General features: G+C 57.6%; 17 protein-coding genes. 15 read left to right on the forward strand and 2 right to left on the reverse strand.

The features are described from left to right. The first annotated feature begins 202 nt into the window (after positions 1 to 202). Together K1Y02_05140 and K1Y02_05145 are read left to right on the forward strand one after the other, a co-directional pair. Complete coding sequence (locus K1Y02_05140) at positions 203 to 562, forward strand: transposase (protein ID MBX7255723.1); 360 nt, start codon at positions 203 to 205, stop codon at positions 560 to 562. A 932-nt stretch (positions 563 to 1,494) separates the two neighbouring features. Next, positions 1,495 to 2,646 carry a glycosyltransferase gene (locus K1Y02_05145; GenBank protein ID MBX7255724.1) on the forward strand — a complete coding sequence of 384 codons (1,152 nt, stop codon included), beginning with the start codon at positions 1,495 to 1,497 and terminating at the stop codon, positions 2,644 to 2,646. Positions 2,647 to 2,794: 148 nt separating this feature from the next. Here the strand turns inward: K1Y02_05145 and K1Y02_05150 are convergent, their stop codons facing one another. Further along, complete coding sequence (locus K1Y02_05150) at positions 2,795 to 3,538, reverse strand: phosphatase PAP2 family protein (protein ID MBX7255725.1); 744 nt, start codon at positions 3,536 to 3,538, stop codon at positions 2,795 to 2,797. Positions 3,539 to 3,952: 414 nt separating this feature from the next. Here K1Y02_05150 and K1Y02_05155 point away from each other — a divergent pair, with 414 nt between their 5' ends. The 4 genes from K1Y02_05155 to K1Y02_05170 all read left to right on the forward strand — a co-directional run bounded on the left by K1Y02_05155 (position 3,953) and on the right by K1Y02_05170 (position 9,807). Next, positions 3,953 to 5,215 (forward strand): RNA polymerase sigma factor, encoded by a 1,263-nt coding sequence (locus K1Y02_05155; GenBank protein ID MBX7255726.1) that lies wholly within the window; start codon positions 3,953 to 3,955, stop codon positions 5,213 to 5,215. A 110-nt stretch (positions 5,216 to 5,325) separates the two neighbouring features. Beyond that, on the forward strand, positions 5,326 to 5,721 hold the full coding sequence (locus K1Y02_05160; GenBank protein MBX7255727.1) for a YciI family protein: 396 nt from the start codon (positions 5,326 to 5,328) through the stop codon (positions 5,719 to 5,721). A 296-nt stretch (positions 5,722 to 6,017) separates the two neighbouring features. Next, complete coding sequence (locus K1Y02_05165) at positions 6,018 to 7,601, forward strand: Gfo/Idh/MocA family oxidoreductase (GenBank protein MBX7255728.1); 1,584 nt, start codon at positions 6,018 to 6,020, stop codon at positions 7,599 to 7,601. Between the two features lie 481 nt (positions 7,602 to 8,082). Further along, on the forward strand, positions 8,083 to 9,807 hold the full coding sequence (locus K1Y02_05170; protein ID MBX7255729.1) for a hypothetical protein: 1,725 nt from the start codon (positions 8,083 to 8,085) through the stop codon (positions 9,805 to 9,807). Positions 9,808 to 9,903: 96 nt separating this feature from the next. On the opposite strand, the gene K1Y02_05175 is transcribed toward K1Y02_05170, so the two are convergent. Beyond that, positions 9,904 to 10,128: a hypothetical protein gene (locus K1Y02_05175; protein ID MBX7255730.1), complete on the reverse strand. Its 225-nt coding sequence runs from the start codon at positions 10,126 to 10,128 to the stop codon at positions 9,904 to 9,906. A 247-nt stretch (positions 10,129 to 10,375) separates the two neighbouring features. Here K1Y02_05175 and K1Y02_05180 point away from each other — a divergent pair, with 247 nt between their 5' ends. The 9 genes from K1Y02_05180 to K1Y02_05220 all read left to right on the forward strand — a co-directional run bounded on the left by K1Y02_05180 (position 10,376) and on the right by K1Y02_05220 (position 21,781). Then, on the forward strand, positions 10,376 to 11,116 hold the full coding sequence (locus tag K1Y02_05180) for a hypothetical protein (protein ID MBX7255731.1): 741 nt from the start codon (positions 10,376 to 10,378) through the stop codon (positions 11,114 to 11,116). 357 nt (positions 11,117 to 11,473) lie between these two features. Beyond that, entirely contained in the window at positions 11,474 to 12,946 is a 1,473-nt protein-coding gene (locus K1Y02_05185) for a PQQ-like beta-propeller repeat protein (protein MBX7255732.1), read from the forward strand. A gap of 18 nt (positions 12,947 to 12,964) precedes the next feature. Continuing rightward, complete coding sequence (locus K1Y02_05190; GenBank protein MBX7255733.1) at positions 12,965 to 13,978, forward strand: hypothetical protein; 1,014 nt, start codon at positions 12,965 to 12,967, stop codon at positions 13,976 to 13,978. Next, complete coding sequence (locus K1Y02_05195) at positions 13,950 to 14,153, forward strand: hypothetical protein (protein ID MBX7255734.1); 204 nt, start codon at positions 13,950 to 13,952, stop codon at positions 14,151 to 14,153. The genes K1Y02_05190 and K1Y02_05195 overlap by 29 nt, the downstream gene beginning before the upstream one ends. Next, positions 14,146 to 14,766 (forward strand): ferredoxin, encoded by a 621-nt coding sequence (locus K1Y02_05200; protein ID MBX7255735.1) that lies wholly within the window; start codon positions 14,146 to 14,148, stop codon positions 14,764 to 14,766. Before K1Y02_05195 ends, K1Y02_05200 begins: the two co-directional genes overlap by 8 nt. Beyond that, complete coding sequence (locus K1Y02_05205; protein ID MBX7255736.1) at positions 14,753 to 16,027, forward strand: 4Fe-4S binding protein; 1,275 nt, start codon at positions 14,753 to 14,755, stop codon at positions 16,025 to 16,027. The genes K1Y02_05200 and K1Y02_05205 overlap by 14 nt, the downstream gene beginning before the upstream one ends. Before the next feature lie 3 nt (positions 16,028 to 16,030). Further along, a complete protein-coding gene (locus K1Y02_05210) occupies positions 16,031 to 17,812 on the forward strand; it encodes a PQQ-binding-like beta-propeller repeat protein (protein ID MBX7255737.1) in 1,782 nt (593 codons plus the stop codon). Then, positions 17,805 to 20,291 (forward strand): NADH-quinone oxidoreductase subunit NuoE, encoded by a 2,487-nt coding sequence (nuoE, locus tag K1Y02_05215; GenBank protein MBX7255738.1) that lies wholly within the window; start codon positions 17,805 to 17,807, stop codon positions 20,289 to 20,291. The genes K1Y02_05210 and nuoE overlap by 8 nt, the downstream gene beginning before the upstream one ends. Continuing rightward, entirely contained in the window at positions 20,279 to 21,781 is a 1,503-nt protein-coding gene (locus tag K1Y02_05220) for an FAD-dependent oxidoreductase (GenBank protein ID MBX7255739.1), read from the forward strand. The genes nuoE and K1Y02_05220 overlap by 13 nt, the downstream gene beginning before the upstream one ends. Positions 21,782 to 21,832: the final 51 nt, after the last annotated feature.

Here is a 21,832-nt window from a genome sequence, read left to right on the forward strand (position 1 = left end):
GGGAAGGCGCTCCATACACCCAGCCACGATGGCGCTCGTCGTCAAATTGTGTAATGCCAATCCGGTATGGGGCGCGCCGAGAATTCACGGAGAATTACGCAAACTCGGCCTGGAGATTTCCGAACGAAGTGTGTCATAGATAATTCGTCGAGATTGTCCCCAATAGCCGTCACAAACCTGGAAGACGTTCATAAAGAACCACATGTGCGAGACGGTTGCGGCGGATTTTCTGGTTGTGCCCACCACGCGATTCCGGGTGCTATTCACATTCATTGTTATGAGCCACATATCCAGGAGGGTCATCCATTTCAACGTCACCGACCATCCAACGGCTGCTTGGACGGCCCAGCAGGTTCGGGAAGCGCTCACCTGTGAGTCCGCTCCGCGGTTTCTAATCTGGGGCAAGGGACTGCCTTTCAGTAGTGTGTTTAGTGTCGTCGTTGAGGCCATGGGAATCGAGGAGGCCATCACGGCCCGAAGATGTCCGTGGCAAAATGGTTACCTTGAGCATCTCAATGGCAGTATCCGGCGCGAATGCCTCGACCACGTCCAGGGACTCTAGCTGAGACTCTAGCTTTGCTTTTGGGCTACCTTTTGCCTTATGAACGGTCCCCGGAGCGGGGCAAAAATGAACCAATACTTCTCCTTTACAGCAATCGAATTCCGGCGCCGGCTGTCCTGCGGCTTTCGTCAGTTCTTGCATCTTAATCTTTCCACGTCTCCATGCCTCGATGATGACTTTCCTGTAGAAGACTTGGGCAATAAGCGGATTCCAAGGGCGCGATGAATGCCGACGCAAGAGGCAATCAAGCTGAGGTCCAATGGCAAAATGCCCGTGCTTCAGACCTCAACCCTATAGTCGTAGATAGCGACACTGACTGCGCCGCCGGAAATGGACATCTGTTGAAAGGAACTTAAGCCTCACTTTGGATGCTATAAATGCGGATGAAGTTGCGAGAAGACTTCGTATACAAGTGGCAACCCTTCGGGCATCATAACCAAGGCAATGAGCACCAGCGCATTCAACTCGACACCGAAGCTTCTCTTCGCCTCCTGAAATCAATTAGTCAGACACAGAGCGGTGTAACATTTTGTGGGAAAACTCGACTCTTTCGGCAATTCGTGGCAAATTCCCGTTGACGTAAGTTGTTGAGTTGATAGTCGCTTACGCTTTCCTGCCATTTGTGGCAAAACGTCCGGGACGTTTTGGGAGCAGGGGGCCGCTGGTTCAAATCCAGTCGCCCCGACCATTTATCAAATCCCTGTAATCCTTGCCCCGCCGCGTATTCATTGCTCGATCTGCGTATGTGTCTGTTTTGGGCGCTGCCCTGCTGCGCAAGCATGGTTGCGTTGGTGTGGCGCAAACAGTGAATGTCCAATGTGCGCCCGTGTTGCGCTATCATGTTATTAGAATTGGGTAATCGAAGCCGCAGAACCGTAGGGTGCGGCTTCCGATCATAGACGGTGTCATCCTCGCAGTAAGGGAGGTTTCCAATGGGTACTCCAAAGAAGGTCTTGATTCTATCGGTGACAGCTGGGGCGGGGCATCTCCGAGCAGCTCAGGCCCTGGAGGAGGCCTTTCGGGAGCGGTATCCGCAGGTGGAGATTGCCCACCTTGATGCGCTGGAGTACACGAACGCGGCGTATCGTAAGGGGTTTTCCGATGGCTATGAGAAGCTCATCAAATCGCTTCCTTCCGTGTGGGGCATGATCTATGGGCGGCTGGAGGAACGTCCGCCGCACAGTTCGACGACCCGTCTCGTGACCCTATTCGACCGGCTAAATGCGGGAAGACTTCGAAAAGCGGTGCAGGACTTTGCGCCCGATGCAATTGTGTGCACTCATTTCTTGCCCGCCGAGGTGTTTGGCGCGGCACGGCGAAAGAGGAAGTTGGCGGTCCGTGTGGGGGTGGCGCTGACAGATTACGACATTCATGCCATGTGGGTGCAGGAAGGCGTCGACCACTACTTCGTGGCCACGGAGGAAATGGCGGATGCGATGCGGTTGAGGGGCACTCCAGGGGCTAAAGTTCACGTGACCGGCATTCCAATCCTTCCCGTTTTCACTCGGAGGCTTCCGGAGCCTTCCGCGATGAGGCAACGGCTGGGGCTGAGGCCGGCGTCCTCAACGGTACTGATCTCGGCGGGTGGTTTCGGCATGATGCGGGCCGACGAAGTCGTGGGGCTGTTGGCGGAACGCATTCCGGACATCCAGTTGCTGGCGGTGGCAGGCAAGAACCAACGGCTTCACGCCCAGTTGGAGCGGGTGGCATCGCGGTATCCGGGGAAGATACTGCCCTTTGGTTTCGTGACGAATATGCACGAGCTCATGGCGGCGAGCGATTTCGCGGTTGCCAAGAGCGGCGGTCTCACGACGAGCGAGTGTCTCGCGTTAGGCCTGCCAATGGTGGTATTCAAACCGATCCCCGGACAGGAAGAGCGCAACGCGACATATCTGCTTGAACAAGGCGTCGGCGTTTGGGCGCATACAGCCGCACATATGGTGTTCAAGGTGGAGCAGTTGCTCAAGAATCCGGAACGGCTCGCGTGCATGCGGGAAGCCGCCCGCCGGATTGCGCGGCCGGACGCCGCATACCGAATCACGGATTTAGTGATGGGTGAAATGATGGCACAGACGCATGCTTAGAAAGATATCCATAGGACAGACGCGCCATCACCTTAAACCTCACCCTGAGGTAGCGTAATTATCCAAACCTTGTAGCCGCCACCGCAGCACAGTCGATGCGAGTTTAGGTGCGGCGCCTATCCTCTGGAAGGGGGATTGAGATAGGTTCTTAGTCCGGCTTCTCGACGGACCCACGTTCCTGCAGATAGCGGGCGGCGAGCCAGCAGAGCATGGCCCAGACCAGACCGGCCGTCCACCCGGCCAGCACATCGCTGGGATAATGCACGCCGGCATAGACGCGGCTGGCGCCCACGAGAAAAGTCAGCGTGAGCGCCATTCCCAAGATGTAGAGCTTGAGCCGCAGCTCCAGAACGAGACGCGCCAGAAGTGTCCCGAGCGCGAGGTAGACAATTGCCGAGAGCATCGAGTGACCGCTGGGGAAACTTGCCAACGCCGCGTGAGAGAGGTGAGGAACGACGTCGGGGCGCGGCCGGTCAAAGAAGTACTTCAGCACGGTGCTCAGAGCCAACCCGCTCAGCGTGGACCCAAGGAGGAAGAAAAGCGCGCCCCACCGGCGTCGCATCGCAAGGAATCCCGCCACAAAAACTGTTACGAGGGTCAGCACGGCGACGCCGCCCAACGCGCTCAAATCCCGCCCGATCTCCTCGAACCACGGCGGACCCAGTGGATCGGCAGGCTCCTCCGGGTTCCGCAAGAGACGCAGGACGTGCTCGTCAATTCGCTGGGTCTCTCCTTCCACAACCTCATCGGCCAACTCGATGAAGGCCCACGTTCCCAGCACGGGCATCAGAAACAAGACAAGGATAAGCAAATCTTGCCGACCACGAATCCAACGCGACCAGCGGCGCCCTGCGACGCTTGTGCGGATCTCTCCACGAACTTCACGTGACATTGGAGATCAAGCCTTCTTAACCGCAATTCTCCACATGAACTTGACCTTTGTTATCGCAAAGGTATCCTTGGCCATTATCGATGCACTTCCCAGGCGTGTCAACGCGGTGCTTACAGCTATCGATTATTGGCCCACAATTGCACCCCGTGAAGCTCGGGGTTGTTGGCTGTCAATCAGCCGTACTGCAATTCCGCAATTCGCACACTGGATTTGGGATAAGCTGACTTTTTCGGCAACTCGTGGCAGAACGCCCGAGGCACTTTGGGAGCAGGGGGCCTCCGGTTCAAACTCAGTCGCCCCGACCAGTCTCTCTACGTATAATCCCGTTACTAGTTGCGAAGGCAAATGTCGACGCGGTTTTGCTTTTCATAGGGACCGGCAGCGTTTGTCTTTCGTTGTAAGACGGTGGATATGATGCCGGATATCTCAATCCCCATCCATGATCAAATTGACGCTCTGTATCGGTCCGATTCTCGCCGCGTGTTCGCCACGTTGGTCCGGTTGCTCAATGACTTCGATCTTGCGGATGACGCCATGCATGAGGCGTTCGCGGCCGCTGTGGAGCATTGGCAGCACAACGGGGTCCCGGCAAATCCGCGGACGTGGCTGGTTTCGACAGGGCGATTCAAAGCGATCGATTTGCTGCGCCGGCGGGGGCGCTTTGACGAGCTTCAACCTGAAATCATCTCGCGGTTGTATGAAGTGGCCGACGAAAACGCCAACCGAGCGGAGGCAGAAATTGAAGACGATCGATTGCGCCTGATCTTTACATGTTGTCATCCTGCGATTGACCCGAAGTTGCAGGTACCGTTGACGCTTCGCGAAGTCTGTGGCCTGACGACGGAGGAAATCGCCCGCGCCTTCCTGACGTCGAAGGCGGCGATGGCGCAGCGGATCGTGCGCGGCAAAGCGAAGATTCGGGATGCCGGGATTCCATTTGTCGTTCCGTCTCTTCAAGATCTCCCCGTACGGCTCGATGCCGTGTTGGCAACCATCTATCTCGTGTTCAATGAAGGGTACGCGGCGTCGCAGGGCGAGTCACTGATACGGGTCGACCTAACGGCGGAGGCGATCCGTCTGGGCCGTCTGCTGCTCGAACTGTTTCCCGATCCTGAAGTCCAGGGGCTACTGGCATTGATGCTGCTGCACGAGTCGCGAAGGGGGGCGCGCGTTTCCGAGGATGGCGAAATCGTCCTGCTTGAAGACCAGGACCGGTCCCGTTGGAACCGCAAACTAATATCCGAGGGCACGGCGCTGGTCGAACACGCGCTTCGGTCGCGGCGGTTCGGCGCGTACACGCTGCAAGCCGCCATTTCGGCCATTCACGCCGAAGCCGCTTCCTTGGCGCAAACGGACTGGAACCAGATTGTGATGTTGTACACCGTTCTGCTCCGAATCGATTCGTCTCCGATTGTTGAACTCAATCGGGGCGTTGCAGTGGGGATGCGAGACGGTCCCGAGGCGGGGCTGGAGATCATTGATCGCATTCTCGGCAGAGGGGAACTCGGCGAGTATCCCTTCGCCCACTCGGCGCGCGGCGAATTCCTCCGGCGGGCCGGTAGAACGGCCGAAGCACTGTCGGCATACCGGAGGGCGCTCGAGCTATCCAAACAGAAGCCCGAGAGACGCTTTCTGGCGGCACGCGTAGGTGAGTTAACGGTTTTGGACGGTTCGTAGAAAAAGTTGCCGATGATGTCGATTCCCGCGCGGCCCGTTCGACTATGGGGTGAAGGCGAAGCTGCAACGCCGAGAAAGTCCGGGTCACTTACCATAGGAGGAAATGTGCCATGAAATATGTCTGTCTAGGGTTCATCGATGAGAAGGAGTTTGCCAAGGTCCCGCCTGACGAGGCGCAACGCATGATGGAAGAGTGCTTTGCGTATGACGACGAACTGCGACGCGGCGGACATTTCATCGGGGGCGAGGCCCTCGATACGGTCCGCAATGCCGTCACGTTGCGGATGAAGAACGGAAAGGTCGAGGTGTCCGATGGTCCGTATGCGGAGACCAAGGAAACGCTTGGCGGCATCCTTCTGTTGGAGGCCCGCGACCTGAACCACGCAATCGCGTTGATGTCGAAGCACCCCGGGGTGAAGGTGGGTCCTTTCGAGATACGCCCGGCCGATGAGGAGATTAACAAACTGATCGCCGCGCGGGATGCCGCAATCGCGAAGGAAAAGTGAACGAGTCAACGCGATAGTAGAGTTTGGTCGTGTGCCATATGCTTAGGGCGTCGTCCTCCTTCGGAGGATTTTGCCCTAGGCTGTTATGTTTTGCGCCTTCGGCGCGGAGGTGATGTGGACGAGATGGACGAGATGGACGTTGTGCAGGATTGTGGGGTTACAAGTCCCCTGCCATCGGAATAGAATGCTTCTGACGCTTAAGGTCCATGTGTGGCCGGAGCGAAGTCGAAGGAGTTTTCTTTTGGAAACCTTCCTGTTTGTGCGCAATGGCATGCAATTCACTTTGGAGGCGCGATATGTCTACCCATGCGTCGAATTCGGATGCTAAGAGTACGTCGGCTAAGGCACCGCAGGCTACCGTTTCGCGGCGGCAGTTTCTGAAGGATGGTGGGGCGGCGGTTGCGGCGGTGTCGATTGTTCCGCGGCATGTGTTGGGAGGGCGCGGGTATGTAGCGCCGAGCGAGAAGCTCACGCTGGCGTGCATCGGGTTTGGCACACAGGCGATTCGCGAAATCGGCATGATCCTCGCCAGTCCGGAAATTCAGGTTGTGGCCGTATGCGACGTGGAGAAGGATGGCGCGCATTATCTGGAGTGGGACAAGGGCGAGGTCCGCAACAACATTCGTATGCTTCTGAAGAACCCGGCGTGGCGCGAGGGGCAGGACTTTCCTCCTGGCGGACGTGACGTGGGCAAGGAGGTCGTCGAGACGTATTACGCGCAGCAGCGCGGCAAGAAGCGGTACAAGGGATGTGCCACGTACGTCGATTTTCGCGAGTTGCTGGAGAAGGAAAAGGACCTCGACGCGGTGAAGGTGATGACGCCGGATCATCTGCATGCCACGGTCGCTTTGGCGGCGCTGAAGAAGGGGAAGCATGTGGTGATGCACAAGCCCATCGGCAATCGGTTGCTGGAAGCGAGGAAGGTCATCGAAACCGCGGGCGCGATGGATATCGCGACTCATTTCCTGCCCGCGAGCAACGGGGCGCGTCAGCAGCCGGTGTTCGACATGGTCAAGAACGGCGCTATCGGTACGTTGCGCGAGATTCACAATTGGTCGAGCCGTCCGATGTGGCCGCAGTTTGCGACGATACCTGCGGACACGCCGCCGGTGCCGGAGGGGTTTGATTGGACGCTGTGGCTGGGGCCGTCGTTGGATCGTCCGTATCATCCGAACTACACGCACACGAATTTCCGCGGCTGGTATGAGTTTGGCGGCGGGGCTATCGCCGATATGGGACACTATAGTTTGTGGCCGTTCTTTCAGCACTTCGATTTGGATTCCCCGTATAGCGTGGAGTCAACGCCGACGCATGTGTGCGCGGTCGCGGATCAGGTCTGTCGCCGGATCGATAACGACTATTCATTTCCCACTGCGTGCACCGTTCGCATGCGGTTCGCGGCGAAGGGGGAACGCGGTCCCATCGATATCTTCTGGTATGACGGGGGGATTCGTCCACGCGTGCCAGATGAATTGATGGCCGACGGCGGAGAGTTGCAGTCCGAGGGGATGTTGCTCGTCGGCGATACGGGGATGATACTCGGAGATTTTCGCTGCGAGATGGCGCGGCTGCTTCCTGAGTCGAAAATGCGCGCGTATGAAGCGGCGAATAAAGCGCCTCAGTCTACTGAGAGCGATGACAATGATCAGAAGCGAAAAGACCGAGTCGCCGCTTTGGTCAAGGCATTCAAGGGTGGGCCGCCGACGTTTGGCGATTTCCGGTTGGCGGTTCCGATTTGTGATGCGATGAATCTTGCGGCTGTGTCGTTGCGTCTAGGCGGGCGGCGGCTTTTGTGGGATTCGGCGAGCGCGAGGATTACCAACAACGAAGATGCAAACGGGTTACTGACGCGGGAGTATCGGGCGGGGTGGGAGATGTGAGGTATTTTGGATTTCAGATTTTAGATTTTGGATTTTGGATTCGAGACTCGAGAATCGAGAGAGGTGATCTGAAATTTGAAATCAAATTTGAGATTTGAGACCGGAGAGAAGAGAAAGAGTCCGAAGTACTAAGTTCGAAGACTCCGGACCACAGATCTCAGATCTCAGATCTCAGATCTCGGATCTCGGATCTCAGACCCCAGATCCCAGACCTCAGATCTAAGACCTAAGACCTAAGACTTAAGACTTAAGACCTAAGACCTAAGACATCAGGAACTAGTCGGCATGCGGGAGTGGACAATTGAGGAAGCGTAACTCCCTGTGAATCAATAATCGCGGTTGTATTGTGCGCATAATCGCGATTTACACACTAACCGTGCAACGTGTGGGGAAATAATCGCCGGAGCGAGGCTGTTGCCCACAATGTGAAGCTGCAAGGGATGAGGGCTGGTCTGTATCTACCACGGGAGAGGTGTACACGATGCACATACGATCTGCAGTGTCGACTTCCAGTGTAGTAAACGTATCTTCAGTTACACGATTTCGCCGAATTGGCCTGCGTGCGTTGGCAATCACGTTGTGCTCGGTGATTGTGTCTGCACGTGCCGAAGAGTCTTGGCCGAAACCAGGTGAGTCGGGTTCGAAGTTGGTGGATGGTCTGACGGTCTATCGGTTTCCCATCACGACATCGTCGAAAGAGGCGCAACAGTGGTTCAACCAAGGGTTGATGTTGCTGTACGGGTTCAATCACGGCGAGGCCATTCGCAGTTTCCGGGAGGCGGCGGCGCTCGATTGTGATGCTGCAATGCCGTGGTGGGGAATCGCCTATGCCAACGGCATGCACATCAACCGGCCTGAGGTGACGGAAGACCAATGGAAGGAAGGCTACGAGGCTTCACAACGCGCGCTTTCGTTGCTGGATAACGAAGCGCCGATCGAGCAGGCGTTGGTGCGGGCCGTGGCGACGCGGACCGCGTGGCCCAAACCCGAGAAACAGCGCCCGTATGACGAGGCGTATGCGGAAGCCATGAAACAGGTGTACGCAGAGCACGGAAGCAGTCCGGACGTTGCTGTGCTTTACGTCGAGTCGTTGATGAACCTGCAGCCGTGGGATTACTGGACGCCGGAGCTGCAACCCAAGGCGAATTGCGAAGTGATTGTGCGCGTCCTGGAGGATGCGTTGCGCCTGAATGCCGATCATCCGCAAGCTTGCCATCTGTACATCCATGCGATGGAGGCGGGGCCGTATCCGGCGCGTGCGTTGGCGGCGGCGGAGGCGCTGCGCGATCGCGTGCCAGCGGCGGGACACCTGGTGCATATGCCGTCGCACCTGTTTGCGCGCGTGGGTCAGTACGACAATGCGGTGACGGCGAATGAATTTGCGGTGAAAGCGGACGACGCGTTTTTCGCAGTCGGTACGGACGTTGGCTTCTACTACATATATCACGCGCACAACCTGCATTTCCTTGCGTTTGCGGCGATGATGGAAGGGCAATATGAGGAGGCATTGGCCGCGGCACGCCGGCTTGAGAAGGCGGTACCCGATGCGGCGCTCGATCAGTTCGCGCCGGTCATCGAAGGTATAATTCCGACGACGCTACACGTCATGATCCGGTTTGGGAAATGGGAAGACATCTTGAAGGAGCCGAAACCGCCTGCCAAACGCCCCGTCATGCTTGCGATGCACCATTACACGCGGGGAGTTGCCTTCTCGGCGTTGGGCCGCACAAAGGAGGCGCGGAAAGAGATTAAGCGGTTTGACGCGCAACTCAAGAATGTGCCAGGCGAGTGGTGGATCTTCGCAAACCGCGTACACGACGTGTTGCCAATTGGCCGCGCGATGCTAGAAGGCGAACTTGCGTATCGCGAGGGACGCCTGGATGACGCGTGGGCAGCCCTGGAGCGCGGTATTGCGGCTGAGGACAAGCTGCTGTACGACGAGCCGCCCGGTTGGATGATTCCCGTGCGGCATGCGATGGGCGCGCTGTTGATGGAATCCGGCGATTATGCGCGCGCCGAGAAACTCTATCGGGAAGACCAGGTGGAGCATCCTGGAAATGGATGGTCGTTGCTGGGGTTGAAGCAGGCGCTGGCCGCACAGGGCAAGGATGATGAGGCAGCAACGTATGCCAAGAGACTCGAGATTGCGTGGAAGGATGTGAAGACGAAGCCGACCAGTTCGTGCGCGTGCGCGCCCTTGTTGTAAGAATCGCGCAGCGATCGGTTAGCAGAGTGAATCAGACGGCCCTCGACCATCGGGGGCCGTTTTCCTGTGGGTGCCCGAATTGAATGCGAGGGTGCGCTATTTGTGGGCCTTCTTGCGGGGTGCGGTCTGAGGGGCGGACGGAATACCTGCCCATTGTAGAATGCCGCCTACGAGTGCGCTGACAGCCGCGACTGTGGCTGCCGCTATGACATGGCTGAGTGGGGCGACCTCGGTGTGTCCGAAGATGAACAGCAGGTAGATGGTCGAGATCAGCGAGATCGCGAACGATACTCGGCAGATGATGGGCAAGAGTTTGCGCACTTCCATCGGCTCCTTCACAGCGCCGGCTAAACGTCCGGCGCGACCAGGCAATAGGATAGCGGGAACGGCAAGGGTTTGTCTTGTTGGCGGGAAGCGCGAGACAGCGAGTTGGAGCACCGGGAGTCTTTTGGAGCGCGGGAGTGTTGATTGATTCTGAAGTCGGGTTGATACTGGGCTTCGGTGTAAGCAGGCTGTCTTGCGACTCGGCCGCGATGTGAGCGCAGGACGATATTGGTCGAGAGGCGACATGGCAGAACAATTCAGGGTTCCCGAATCCGGCTCGATCCCGTTGCCGACACCGGAGCACCAGCAGCGCATAACGAGGCAGAAGTGGTTCGAAATCGCGACCGTTATTCTGTTGATAGCCGGCGGTTTGACCTTCCTGGGGTGGCGAGATTATCGGAACCATCACCGACCCGACCCGGCTGCGACATTGGGTGAGTCGGTGAAGACGGTGGAGGCTGCGGGTTACCGTCCTGCGGGTACGGCGGAGATCCTCGGAAGGCAGTTCGTGTCCTTTGTTCAGCCGCTGGAAGACTTCGAGTGTCACGTCGACCTTGTTGGTTTGGGGGCGGAGCATCCGGTGGATACAGCGGTCATTTGGCTGACGCCGCTGTCGGGGAGCGTCGACCCTTCGGAGCAGTCCCTTCAGAAAGCGGTCAACACGGTTGGTTTTGCGGCGCAGGCATTGGTTGCGGCATCAACTCAGGCGCTTGAGACCGCCTCCAAAACCATGGAATTCATAAGCGATGCGAAGCGGCCGCACGACAAAGGGGTGGCAGGGACCAACAACGGTTGGAAACTGACGTACGTGACGTATCGTGAGTTTAACGCGGGTGGTCCACCTGAGCCGATGCTGTGTTTGATTTTGGAACGGCTAGCGTCGGCATCGGATGCCGAGTTGTCGGAACTGAATCGGGGACTTCACAAGGCCGTGAATGAAGGTGCGGACATCAAAACGGCCTTGCTTGCGGAGGGGGGCAGGTGAGCGGGGTCGAATTGCACACGCGGGGCGTTTGAGGATAGGCTTAAGGAGGTGCTGAGCGGTCAATTGGCGCGCTGATCGCGATCGGAGTAGCGACCGCTCGTTCGTATCTGGAAAGTATGTTGCGTAAGTTGCGGTTTTCGGACAGGTTAAGCAATTCTACAGGCTGCGGTTCGCGGCAAGTGAACCATTCCCGACGGGCGTACGTTTGGGAATATGAGACGTGCAGCTTTTGTTTCCGATTTGTGCCGATGTCAGGTCTCCTTTGGGCCGCCCACGCATTACGCGGCCGACATCCTTCGGTTGTGCCTGCCCGGTTATCGTTGCCCAGAATTTGTCGGGCATGGAGCTAGCCGCTACATGATGTCCTTGAGGATAAACCTCGCTACAGTGGGCAGCAATCCACGCACCAGCCGCGCCGTAATCGGCGCAACGACCGCATTCTGTTCGATTGTCTCCCTGGTGACCATTGTTGTCTGGCTTTCGAGCAACCCGACTCGCGCATTGGAGGCGCAGATCCCGGGCAAAGATGGGGCGCCGGCGCCAGGTACCGTCAAGGCTGCGAAGATCAATCTGGCGGGGGTGTTTGAGACGTTCGACGGCCAGCCTTCGCAACTGGGCGGGGCGTGGACCAACTTTCGCGGTCCGGATTCAAGCAATATCGTTCAAGACGCTCCTAAACTGGCGGAGACATGGGGCGCCGAAGGACCCAAGGTGGTTTGGAGCACTCCGGTGGGCGACGGCTATGCGGCCCCGGTCGTGCTGGATGGGCGCGTGTTCTTGATGGACTATGACGTCGAAAAGCGGATGGACGCGATTCGGTGCTTTTCGTTGGACGACGGACGGGAGATTTGGCGGCGTTCGTACGGAATCAATATTAAGCGCAATCACGGCATGTCGCGAACAATTCCAGCCGTGACCAAAGACTATCTCGTTGTTATGGGGCCGAAATGTCAGGTTGTCTGTTTGGACACGGCGACGGGCGATTTTCGGTGGGGGATCGATCTTCAGCAGGATTACGGGACCACCGAGCCGTTGTGGTATACGGGGCAGTGTCCGATTATCGAAGACAACAAGGTGATCCTGGCTCCGTGCGGGAAGGACGTATTGATGATGGCCGTGGATTGTGCCACGGGCGAGGTGGTGTGGAAGACGCCGAATCCGCACGGATGGAACATGTCGCATTCGTCAATCGTGCCGATGACGTTGCTGGGTGAGAAGATGTACGTGTACGGCGCGTTAGGCGGCATGGCTGGAGTATCGGGTGCGCCAGACAAGGCAGGCAAGCTGCTTTGGGAGATTCCGTGGGACGCGAAGGTCGTTGCCCCGTCCCCCGTGAAGGTGGGAGAAGACGAGATCTTCGCGACGGCAGGATACGGACGCGGAAGCCGGTTGCTGAAATTGGCGAAGACCGGCGACACGATGAGCGTGAACGTGGTCTACGACAAGCCGCCAGACCAAGTGCTCTCGTGCGAGCAGCAGACCCCCATCTTTCTCAACGGACTTCTGTACGGCATCATGCCGAAAGACGCGGGTGCGTTGAAGGGGCAGTTTGTATGCTACAAGCCGGACGGCACGCTGGTCTGGTCGAGCGGGCAGGACAATCGCTTCGGGTTAGGCCCGTTTATGGTTGCCGACAATAAGTTCTTCATTTTGGGAGACGACGGCGAACTGACAATGGCCGACGCAACGAAGCAGGAGTATGTGCAACTGGCGCAGGCTCCAGTGCTGAAGGGACACGACGCATGGGGCCCGCTTGCATTGGCGGGATCCCGGTTGTTGTTGCGTGATATGAACACATTGGCCTGCGTCGAGTTGGGTGCAGCCTCGTAAGAGAAGACTGAGCGCGAGATGAAAGAACCGGTTCGACAACTGAAACACACGTGGATAGCGGCGGTCGCCATACCGGCGATTGGGGTGGCGTACTTTGTGCTGCTCGGAACGAGTGATTTTCCGGAGCCCGGCGCGAACACGGTGTACGACATCCAGGAGTTCGAAGACCTCGACAAAATCGAGACCAACTACGACGAGAAGACACCGATCGTTCCTAATGTGGAAAATCCGCGCGCGCTAGCGGTTGCGCAGGACAAGTTGTACGTCGGGGCGCAAGACGCAGTGCTTGTGTTTGATGGAAATGATGCCGAGATTGCCCGCTACGCACTTCCGGGAACGCCGAATTGCATTGCGGTGGCTCCGGACGGCGTTGTATACGCCGGCATCCGCAACAAGGTGCATGTATTGGATGCGAGTGGCGCTGCGAAGGCGGAGTGGGCGAAAGACTTTGCCGATCGGAGTTATATCACGTCGATAGCGGTTCACGGCGAGGACGTGTACGTCGCCGACGCTGGCAAGCGAGTGGTTTACCGGTTCAATCGCGAAGGTGTCGTTCAAGCGCGAATCGGAGAGAAGGATCCTGCACGGGACATTCCCGGGCTCGAAGTGCCGAGTCCGTATCTTGACCTGGCAATCAATCCAGACGGTGACGTGTGGGTGGTGAATCCAGGCAAGCTCGGCCTGGAGCAGTATCGAAAGGACGGCAGCCTGGTAACGTCGTGGTACCGGCCTTCATTGAAACTGGAGGGGTTTCCGGGCTGCTGCAATCCGACGCATATTGCCTTCGACGGCAAGGGAGAGTTGTACACCTGCGAGAAGGGTTTGGTTCGCGTGAAATCGTTCGAGGTCACGTCAGGCGCGTTTGAAGGGCTGGTTGCGGGTTCCAAGTTGTTTCCACAGGAACAATCGCTCCGGGACCTCGTTGTCGATACGAAGAATCGTCTGCTTGTGTTGGATGGCCAACGGAAGGCGATTCGGGTGTTTGCACTCAAGGAGACTGCACATGTTCCCGCAACACATCAGCCGACATGATTTTCTGCAGGCCCTCGGAAGAGGGGGAATGCTGGCGGGTATTCTGGGCGTGGCGATAGCCGCGCTTCACGGCAAGAAGACCGTGAGCGAATGCATCAGCGAGAACCATTGCGCTTCGTGCTGGGCATATGACGGGTGCGCGCTGCCTGAAAAGAAGGAGACGACGAATGAGTGAAGGACACGGAATCGATCGGCGCGACTTCATGCGAGGCGCCGCAGCCGCTGCATTCGTCGGTGGAGCCTACGCGGCCGTTGGCGACAAGGGCGAGGAAATGGTCTGGCAGTTAGACCCGAACAAGTGTACGCAGTGCGGCCGCTGTTCCACGCACTGCGTGCTGAATCCCTCTGCCGTGAAGTGCATGAATCAGTTCAACATTTGCGGATATTGCGACCTTTGCTTTGGATATCTGCAGCCGGGGTCGAGAGGCCGCGACACGGGGGCGGAGAACGAGCTGTGCCCGACCGCGGCCATCAAGCGGACCTACATCGAAGACCCGTACTACGAATACGTAATTGAAGAAGAGAAGTGCATTGGATGCGCGAAGTGCGTGAAGGCGTGTCTGGTCTTTGGCAATGCCTCGTTCTACCTGCAAATCCGCCAGGACATCTGCATCAACTGCAATGAGTGTTCGATAGCAAAGGCCTGTCCGTCCGATTCGTTCAAGCGCGTGCCGAAGTTACAGCCGTACATCTATCTGACGGGCGACGTAAGCACGACAAAGTCGCAGCCGTCGTCCGACCCCAATCCACCGCAAACTACACTGGGTCCGCGTAGTGAAAACAGTTAGGTCATTATTGGTCGTAGGACTGTTTCTTCTGCCCGCGATGCTGAGCGTCGCGGCAGAGATGCGCTTTCCGCCGCCGGACTTTCAGACGGACTACAAGATCCCCGATCTGAACTCGCCGGCTCCGGTGAGCAGCAACGGGACCCGGGACGCGATCATATTATTCATCGCGTTGTCGGTGACAACGTGGATGGTGTTCAAAGCGCGGTCACGGCGGGGCCTGTTCATTATCAGTATCTTCTCGCTGGCCTATTTCGGTTTTTATCGCACGGGGTGTATCTGCCCCGTGGGGTCCACGCAAAACGTGATGGCTGCCGTGTTTTTGCCCGACGTGGGTGTATCGGTTGCGGTGCTTTCGTTCTTCGTGATGCCGCTGCTGTTCTCGTTATTCTTTGGCCGGGTGTTTTGCGCGTCGGTGTGTCCGCTGGGAGCAATTCAAGAGTTGGTGGCGATAGCACCGATACGTATTTCACCTGCGCTGGACCGCACGCTGGGCTTGGGTCGGTACGTCTACTTGGGTCTCGCTGTGCTGGGCGTTGCCACCGGTTCGGGGTTCTTCATCTGCCGTTGGGATCCGTTTGTCGGGATCTACCGAATGGGGCATAGCTTTGGGATGCTCCTCGCGGGTGGCGCGATTCTGACGTTGGGGATTTTTGTGGCTCGGCCGTATTGCCGGTTCTTGTGTCCCTACGGGATCATGCTGGGATGGATGTCGCGCTTTTCCAAGTGGCACCTCGATATTCCGCCATCGCCGTGTGTGAAATGCAGGTTGTGCGAGAATTCGTGTCCTTACAATGCGATCAACATGCCGATCCCATCGCATCTTGTGGGCGATCCGGAAGCCGGGAAGCGGAGAATCCGCAGACTGGTGTATGTTTCGCCGCTGATCATTGCGGTTGGCGCGACGCTGGGATACCTTTCCTACGAGCCTCTTTCGCGGATGCATCCAAAGGTGGCGCTGAGCGAGCGTATTGCCGCCGAGAACATTGGAAAGCTGACGACGGATACGCTGGAAACACGAACGTTTCGCGCGGGCAAGCAGACCGTCGATGAATTGAACGCACAAGCGGTACAGATTCGCGAGTACTTTAAGACCGGCGGCGCGTGGTTTGGCGGGTTTCTCGCGCTGATTATCTGTCTGAAGTTGATCGGTCTTTCCACCGCGCCGAAGCGCGACATCTATACGCCCAACAAAGAGACCTGTTTCAGTTGCGGGCGCTGTTACCCGTACTGTCCAGTTGAACCCTTACCGAAACGAAGTTGAGCCATGCTGGAAAAGAAAGAATTCGAGACCAACGATTTTTTGTGGCGGTTGTCAAGTGCGGTAGCCGTAGTATCGGGGTTGTTTTCTCTGATCGTATTTCTACTGCTCATTTTCAACTACGTGCAGATTCGAAACATTGACCCGATCGACAATCTGTTGATAACGCAGATGCGCCAGGAATACGCGTCGCTTCCCGAGAAAGACGATGCGTTGGCGCAGCGCATCCGCGATCTCGACTTGTTGAATCGCAAAGCGTTCTTCACGAGCCAGCATCATCTGCGTACCGGGGCCGTTTTGCTATTCATCGGTGTTTCAATATTCATGATCTCCTTCAAGGGAGCGTTTCGCTGGAAGCGCGAGCTGCCCAAGCTGGACGAAACGCCGACTGCGGACAAGGAATTTCTCGCGTTTGCACAGTCACGGCAATTGATAACGTGGGCCGGGGTAGGGATCTTGGCGTTAGGCATGGCTTCCGCGCTGCTGACGGAAAGCCTCGTGATGAAGAACGCGAACGCTAGCGTTGCGCCAGAGGGAGGCGATGCCGCGAAAGCGGGCGATGGAAAAGAACCTATACAAGTCGCGAAAGCGGAGATCGCGCTTCCTACGTGGGATTCGATGGAAAAGAACTGGCCGAGTTTCCGGGGACCAGGCTCGTTGGCGACAGCGCATTTCACGACGGCGCCGGTGGATTGGGACATAGCGACGGGGAGCGGGGTGCGTTGGAAAGTGGAGATACCGCTGCCTGGCGCAAATTCGCCGGTGATCTGGGAAAACAAGTTGTTTGTATCGGGTGCGGACAAGGACAAGCGGGAGATCTACTGCTTCGATATCAACGAGGGAAAGGTTCTGTGGTCGAAGACGGTTGAGGATCTGCCGGGCGGATCGCAAGCGCCGCCGAAAGTGAGCGAAGACACGGGTTACGCCGCGCCGAGCATGGTCGCTCATGGCGGACGTGTGTTCGCAATCTTCGCCGAAGGGGACTTGGTCGCGTACGACCTTGATGGGAACCGTTTATGGGGAATCAACGTCGGCGTGCCGCAGAACCACTATGGACATTCGTCGTCGTTGTTGGCGTACGACAAGTTCTTGTACGTGCAGCTCGATCAGAAGGTCGATCCGAAGCTGATGGCGCTTGATGTGGCCACCGGGAAGCAGTTGTGGATGGCGAAGCGCTCAACGATTTCGTGGGCCTCGCCGATTCTTGCACAGACGGATTTTGGCCCGCAACTTATACTGAATTCCGAGGAGACGGTGGACGCGTATGACCCGATTACGGGCACACAGTTGTGGAGTCAGGTATGTCTGAGCGGAGAAGTCGCGCCGTCTCCGTGTTACAAGAACGGGATTGTCTTCGCGGCGAACGAATACGCGGTCGCTACTGCGATCCAACTGGAGAAGCCAGGCGACGCGATAGAACCGAAGGTGCTCTGGGAGTATGACGAGTACTTGCCGGAAGTTGCGAGCCCCGTGGGTGATGGAGAGCGCTTTTACTTCGGCACGAGCGGAGGGACGCTGGTCTGTCTCAACGCAAAGACCGGAGAGAAACTCTGGTCAGAAGATATGTCGGACGGATTCTATTCCTCGCCGGTGTTGGTGGGCGACCGCATCTACGTAGCGGATACCGGGGGGAAGATGTACATCGTCAAGGCGAGTTCCACGTTTGAATTGATCGCTACGCGCGATATGGGCGAACAGGTATTTGCGACTCCCGCGTTTATGGACGGGCGCATGTACGTGCGTACACAGAAACACTTGTATTGTATAGAGCAGAAGGCCAATGCATGAGACAGCCACGATAGCGGCGGACATCGAACTCGCCGAGATTGACCGGATCGTAGAGGAGAACGGACGCGGACCGGAAGCTGTGATTCCGATTCTTCAGGCGATTCAGTCGAAGTATCGCTACTTGCCGACGCCCGCGCTGATGCGCGTATGCGAACTGACGGAGATTACACCGGCCAGTATCGAAGGCGTCGCGACGTTCTACTCGCAATTCCGCCGAGACCCGGTCGGCAAGCACGTTGTCAGCCTGTGCGACGGAACCGCGTGTCACGTCAAGGGCGCGGAAGACGTGCACGAAGCGATGAATCTTGAGCTGGGCATGGAGAAGGGGAAGGACACCGACCCGGACGGAAGATACACAATTCGCAAGGTCGCGTGCCTGGGATGCTGCTCGCTTGCGCCCGCGATGCAGATCGACGGGGTAACGTATGCCCATGTGAGTTCGGAGACGATTCCCAGTGTCCTGCTCGATTTCGAGAAGAGGCAGGCGGAAGAGTCGCGCCAGAACGGCGAAAAGAAGCGCGAGGTTAAAGAGACCGGAGCGGAGATCCGGATCGGTTTGGACTCCTGCTGCGTGGCGAGCGGAACCGATCGCATCGAGTTGGCCATTCAGCGCGCGCTGGCAGAAATCGAATCGGACGTACCGATTAAGCACGTGAGCTGTGTGCATATGTGCCATTCGGTGCCTGTTATCGAAGTAATCGAGCCGAACAAGAAGCCGACACTGTACACGAAGGTTAAAGAAGAAGATGTGTCCGCGATTGTCGCGCGGCACTTCAAGCCGCGCAATCCCTTCCGTTGGGTGCAATCATCATTACTGCGATGGACAGAGCACCTGTACGGCGGCGTGGACGACGGTGAAATACTCGAACGTCACGAAGGTGAAATTCGGGAAGACGTGGTCTCCACTTTCTTGGGTGGACAGTATCACATTGCGACGGAACACCGAGGAGATCTAAATCCTGGCGATCTGGGTGAGTACTTGCGCCGGGGCGGGTTTATGGCGGTGGAGAAGTGTCTGTTCGGAAAAGCGAACGGACGTGCTTTGATGACGTTCCATCGCGGGAACGGTCATGGCGAGCCTCCATCCGGAACTCCGTGGACCCAGCAGCAGATCATCGATGAGATTACGGCAAGTGGTTTGCGCGGTCGCGGCGGAGCAGGTTTCCCCACGGGCAAAAAGCTTCAGTTTGTGCATGACGCTCCGGGCGACAAGAAGTACATCATCTGCAACGGGGACGAAGGCGATCCTGGCGCGTTCATGGACCGGATGATTTTGGAGTCGTACTCCTACCGAGTGCTTGAAGGGATGATCATTGCGTCGCTTGCCGTGGGCGCAGATGAAGGGTATCTGTACATTCGCGCCGAGTATCCACTGGCGACGAAACGCATGCGCAGTTCCATTCTCGAATGCGAGGCAGCGGGGCTGTTGGGAGACAACATCCTGGGAAGCGGGAAGTCACTCCGGCTGCATGTGAAGGAAGGCGCCGGCGCGTTCGTCTGCGGAGAAGAGACGGCGCTGATCGCGTCGCTGGAAGGCAAGCGGGGAATGCCGACGATACGGCCGCCGTATCCGGCGCAGTGCGGGCTGCACGGGTGTCCCACGCTAATCAACAACACCGAAACGCTTTCGATGATCCCGTGGATTGTTCGCAATGGAGCGTCGAAGTTTGCCGCGTTGGGCACCGAACGCAGCAAGGGGACCAAAGTCTTCTCGCTGGCGGGCAAGATCCGGCATGGCGGACTAATCGAAGTGCCAATGGGGATCACCATCAATGAGATCGTGAACGGCATTGGCGGTGGAATTGCCAACGGACGGAAGTTTAAGGCAATCCTCGTGGGCGGGCCTTCGGGCGGTTGCATCCCCGCATCGATGGGCGATACGCCCGTAGACTACGAGGCCCTGTCGCAAGCGGGAGCTATGATGGGGTCCGGAGGCATGGTCGTCTTGGACGACTCGGACTGTATCGTCGAAATGTGCCGTTACTTCCTGTCGTTCACGCAACATGAGTCGTGCGGGAAGTGTTCGCCGTGCCGCATTGGAACGATGCGACTGAAAGAGATGCTCACGCGCCTGACCATGGGAAAGGGACAGGCCAGCGATTTGGACTTGTTGGAGCAGTTGAGTCGCGTGGTGAAGGACCAGAGCCTGTGCGGTCTCGGCAAGACGGCTCCAAATCCGGTGCTTACCGCATTGAAGTATTTCAAGGAAGAGTTCGAGGCGCACGTGAAGGGGTACTGCCCCGCGGGCAAGTGCAAAGCCCTGATTGACTACTGGGTCGAGGACAACTGCATTGGGTGCACGAAGTGTGCGCAGGTGTGTCCGGTCGACTGCATCGATACAGCGCCGTTCAAAATGCACTTCATTCAATTGGATACGTGTACGCGATGCGACGCGTGCCTGGTTGCGTGCCCGGTGGACGCGATCAAGGCGGGTTCGCGCACGAAAGAGCAACGGGAGAAGGCTCTGTGCCCACAATAGTCATCAATAACCGCAGCATTGAGGTAGCCCCCGGCACCACCATCCTTCAGGCGGCGCGCTCGCTGGAAATCGATATCCCCACGCTGTGTTATTGGGAAGGCGTGCGCGCGATGAACTCGTGCATGTTGTGCGTGGTGCGGAACACGAAGACCGGGCAGTTGCTGCCTTCCTGTTCGTCGTTGGTTCAGGACGGCATGACGGTCGAGACCGACACGGGAGACGTTTGCTCTTCGCGCAAGGAAGTGCTGGAACTCATCATCAGTGAACACATCGGCGACTGTGAGGCTCCTTGCACGCACACGTGCCCCGCTTCGATGAACATTCCGGTGATGATGCGGCAAATCTACGAAGGCGATTTCGATGCCGCGGCATACACGGTCACCAACGGACTCGTGTTTCCGGGCACGCTCGGACACGTGTGCCCGGCCCCGTGCGAAAACCCGTGCAGGCGCAAATCGTACGACCAGACCATGGAAATACGTTTCCTTCACAGGAATGTTGCGGAGAAGGCGCGTAAAGAGAATCCCGAGTTGTTGGAGTGTCCGCCGGATACAGGGCGGCGGATTGCAATCGTCGGTGGTGGCATGGCGGGGATGGCGGCGGCGTGGGTGCTCCGTAAAAGGGGCCACGCCGTGGTGCTCTTCGAGAAGGAGGCTGTGGCGGGCGGCAAGTTGCGCAAGCTCACGGAAGAAGAGTTGCCGAAAGAAGTGCTCGACGCCGAGATTGAGAATGTGCGGCGCCTGGGTGTGGAGTTCCGCTACGGGCAGGAAGTGAATGGCGAGTTGGCCGACATTCAGGCGGAATTCGACGCGGTAATACTCGCGTGTAACGGCGTTGGCAAGCCGGGCGGGAAGATATTCGAGGCGAAGGAGCACAAGCTGAATGTACGCGCGGTTGGCAATGGAAAGACCGCGGCGGTTTGGGTGGACAAGTATCTGAACAGTATCGAGGGCCCCGCCGAACCGGAGTTGTTCGAGAGCAAGATCGGAAAGATGGAGAAGTTCGAGCTCGAGAATTTGCGGGTGCACAACGAAAACAAAGAATCCATGCCGGTTGCCACTATCGACGGACCGCGTGTCGATTTGCGGAAGGAAGCGGGACGTTGCCTGCACTGCGATTGCCGGAAGCGCGTGTCGTGCGGACTACGGAAATGGTCCTCTTTCTACGGCGCAGAGAAGCGCAAGTACAACACCACCGAGGAGCGCGATTTCCGAATCATCGGCAAAGGGAATGTGATGTTCGAGCCGGGCAAGTGCATCCGCTGCGGTCTATGCGTGGCGATTGCCGAAAAGCACGGCGAGGATATCGGTCTCGCGTTCATCGGGCGCGGATTCGACCTGGAGATTCGCGTACCGTTCGATCACAGCTTCGACGAAGCGCTGGTGAAATCTGCCGAAGAATGCGTAGCCGCATGTCCGACGGCTGCTATTTCATTCCGCAACAAGGAAGACATCGTAGGCTGTCACACCACGACGTGGATCGAGCTTTGAGATGCAGTGCCGCTCGCTGATCTACTGACAGCGGACGTTCTCCGCCAGTTT

Source organism: Candidatus Hydrogenedentota bacterium, assembly GCA_019695095.1.
Lineage (GTDB): Bacteria > Hydrogenedentota > Hydrogenedentia > Hydrogenedentales > SLHB01 > JAIBAQ01.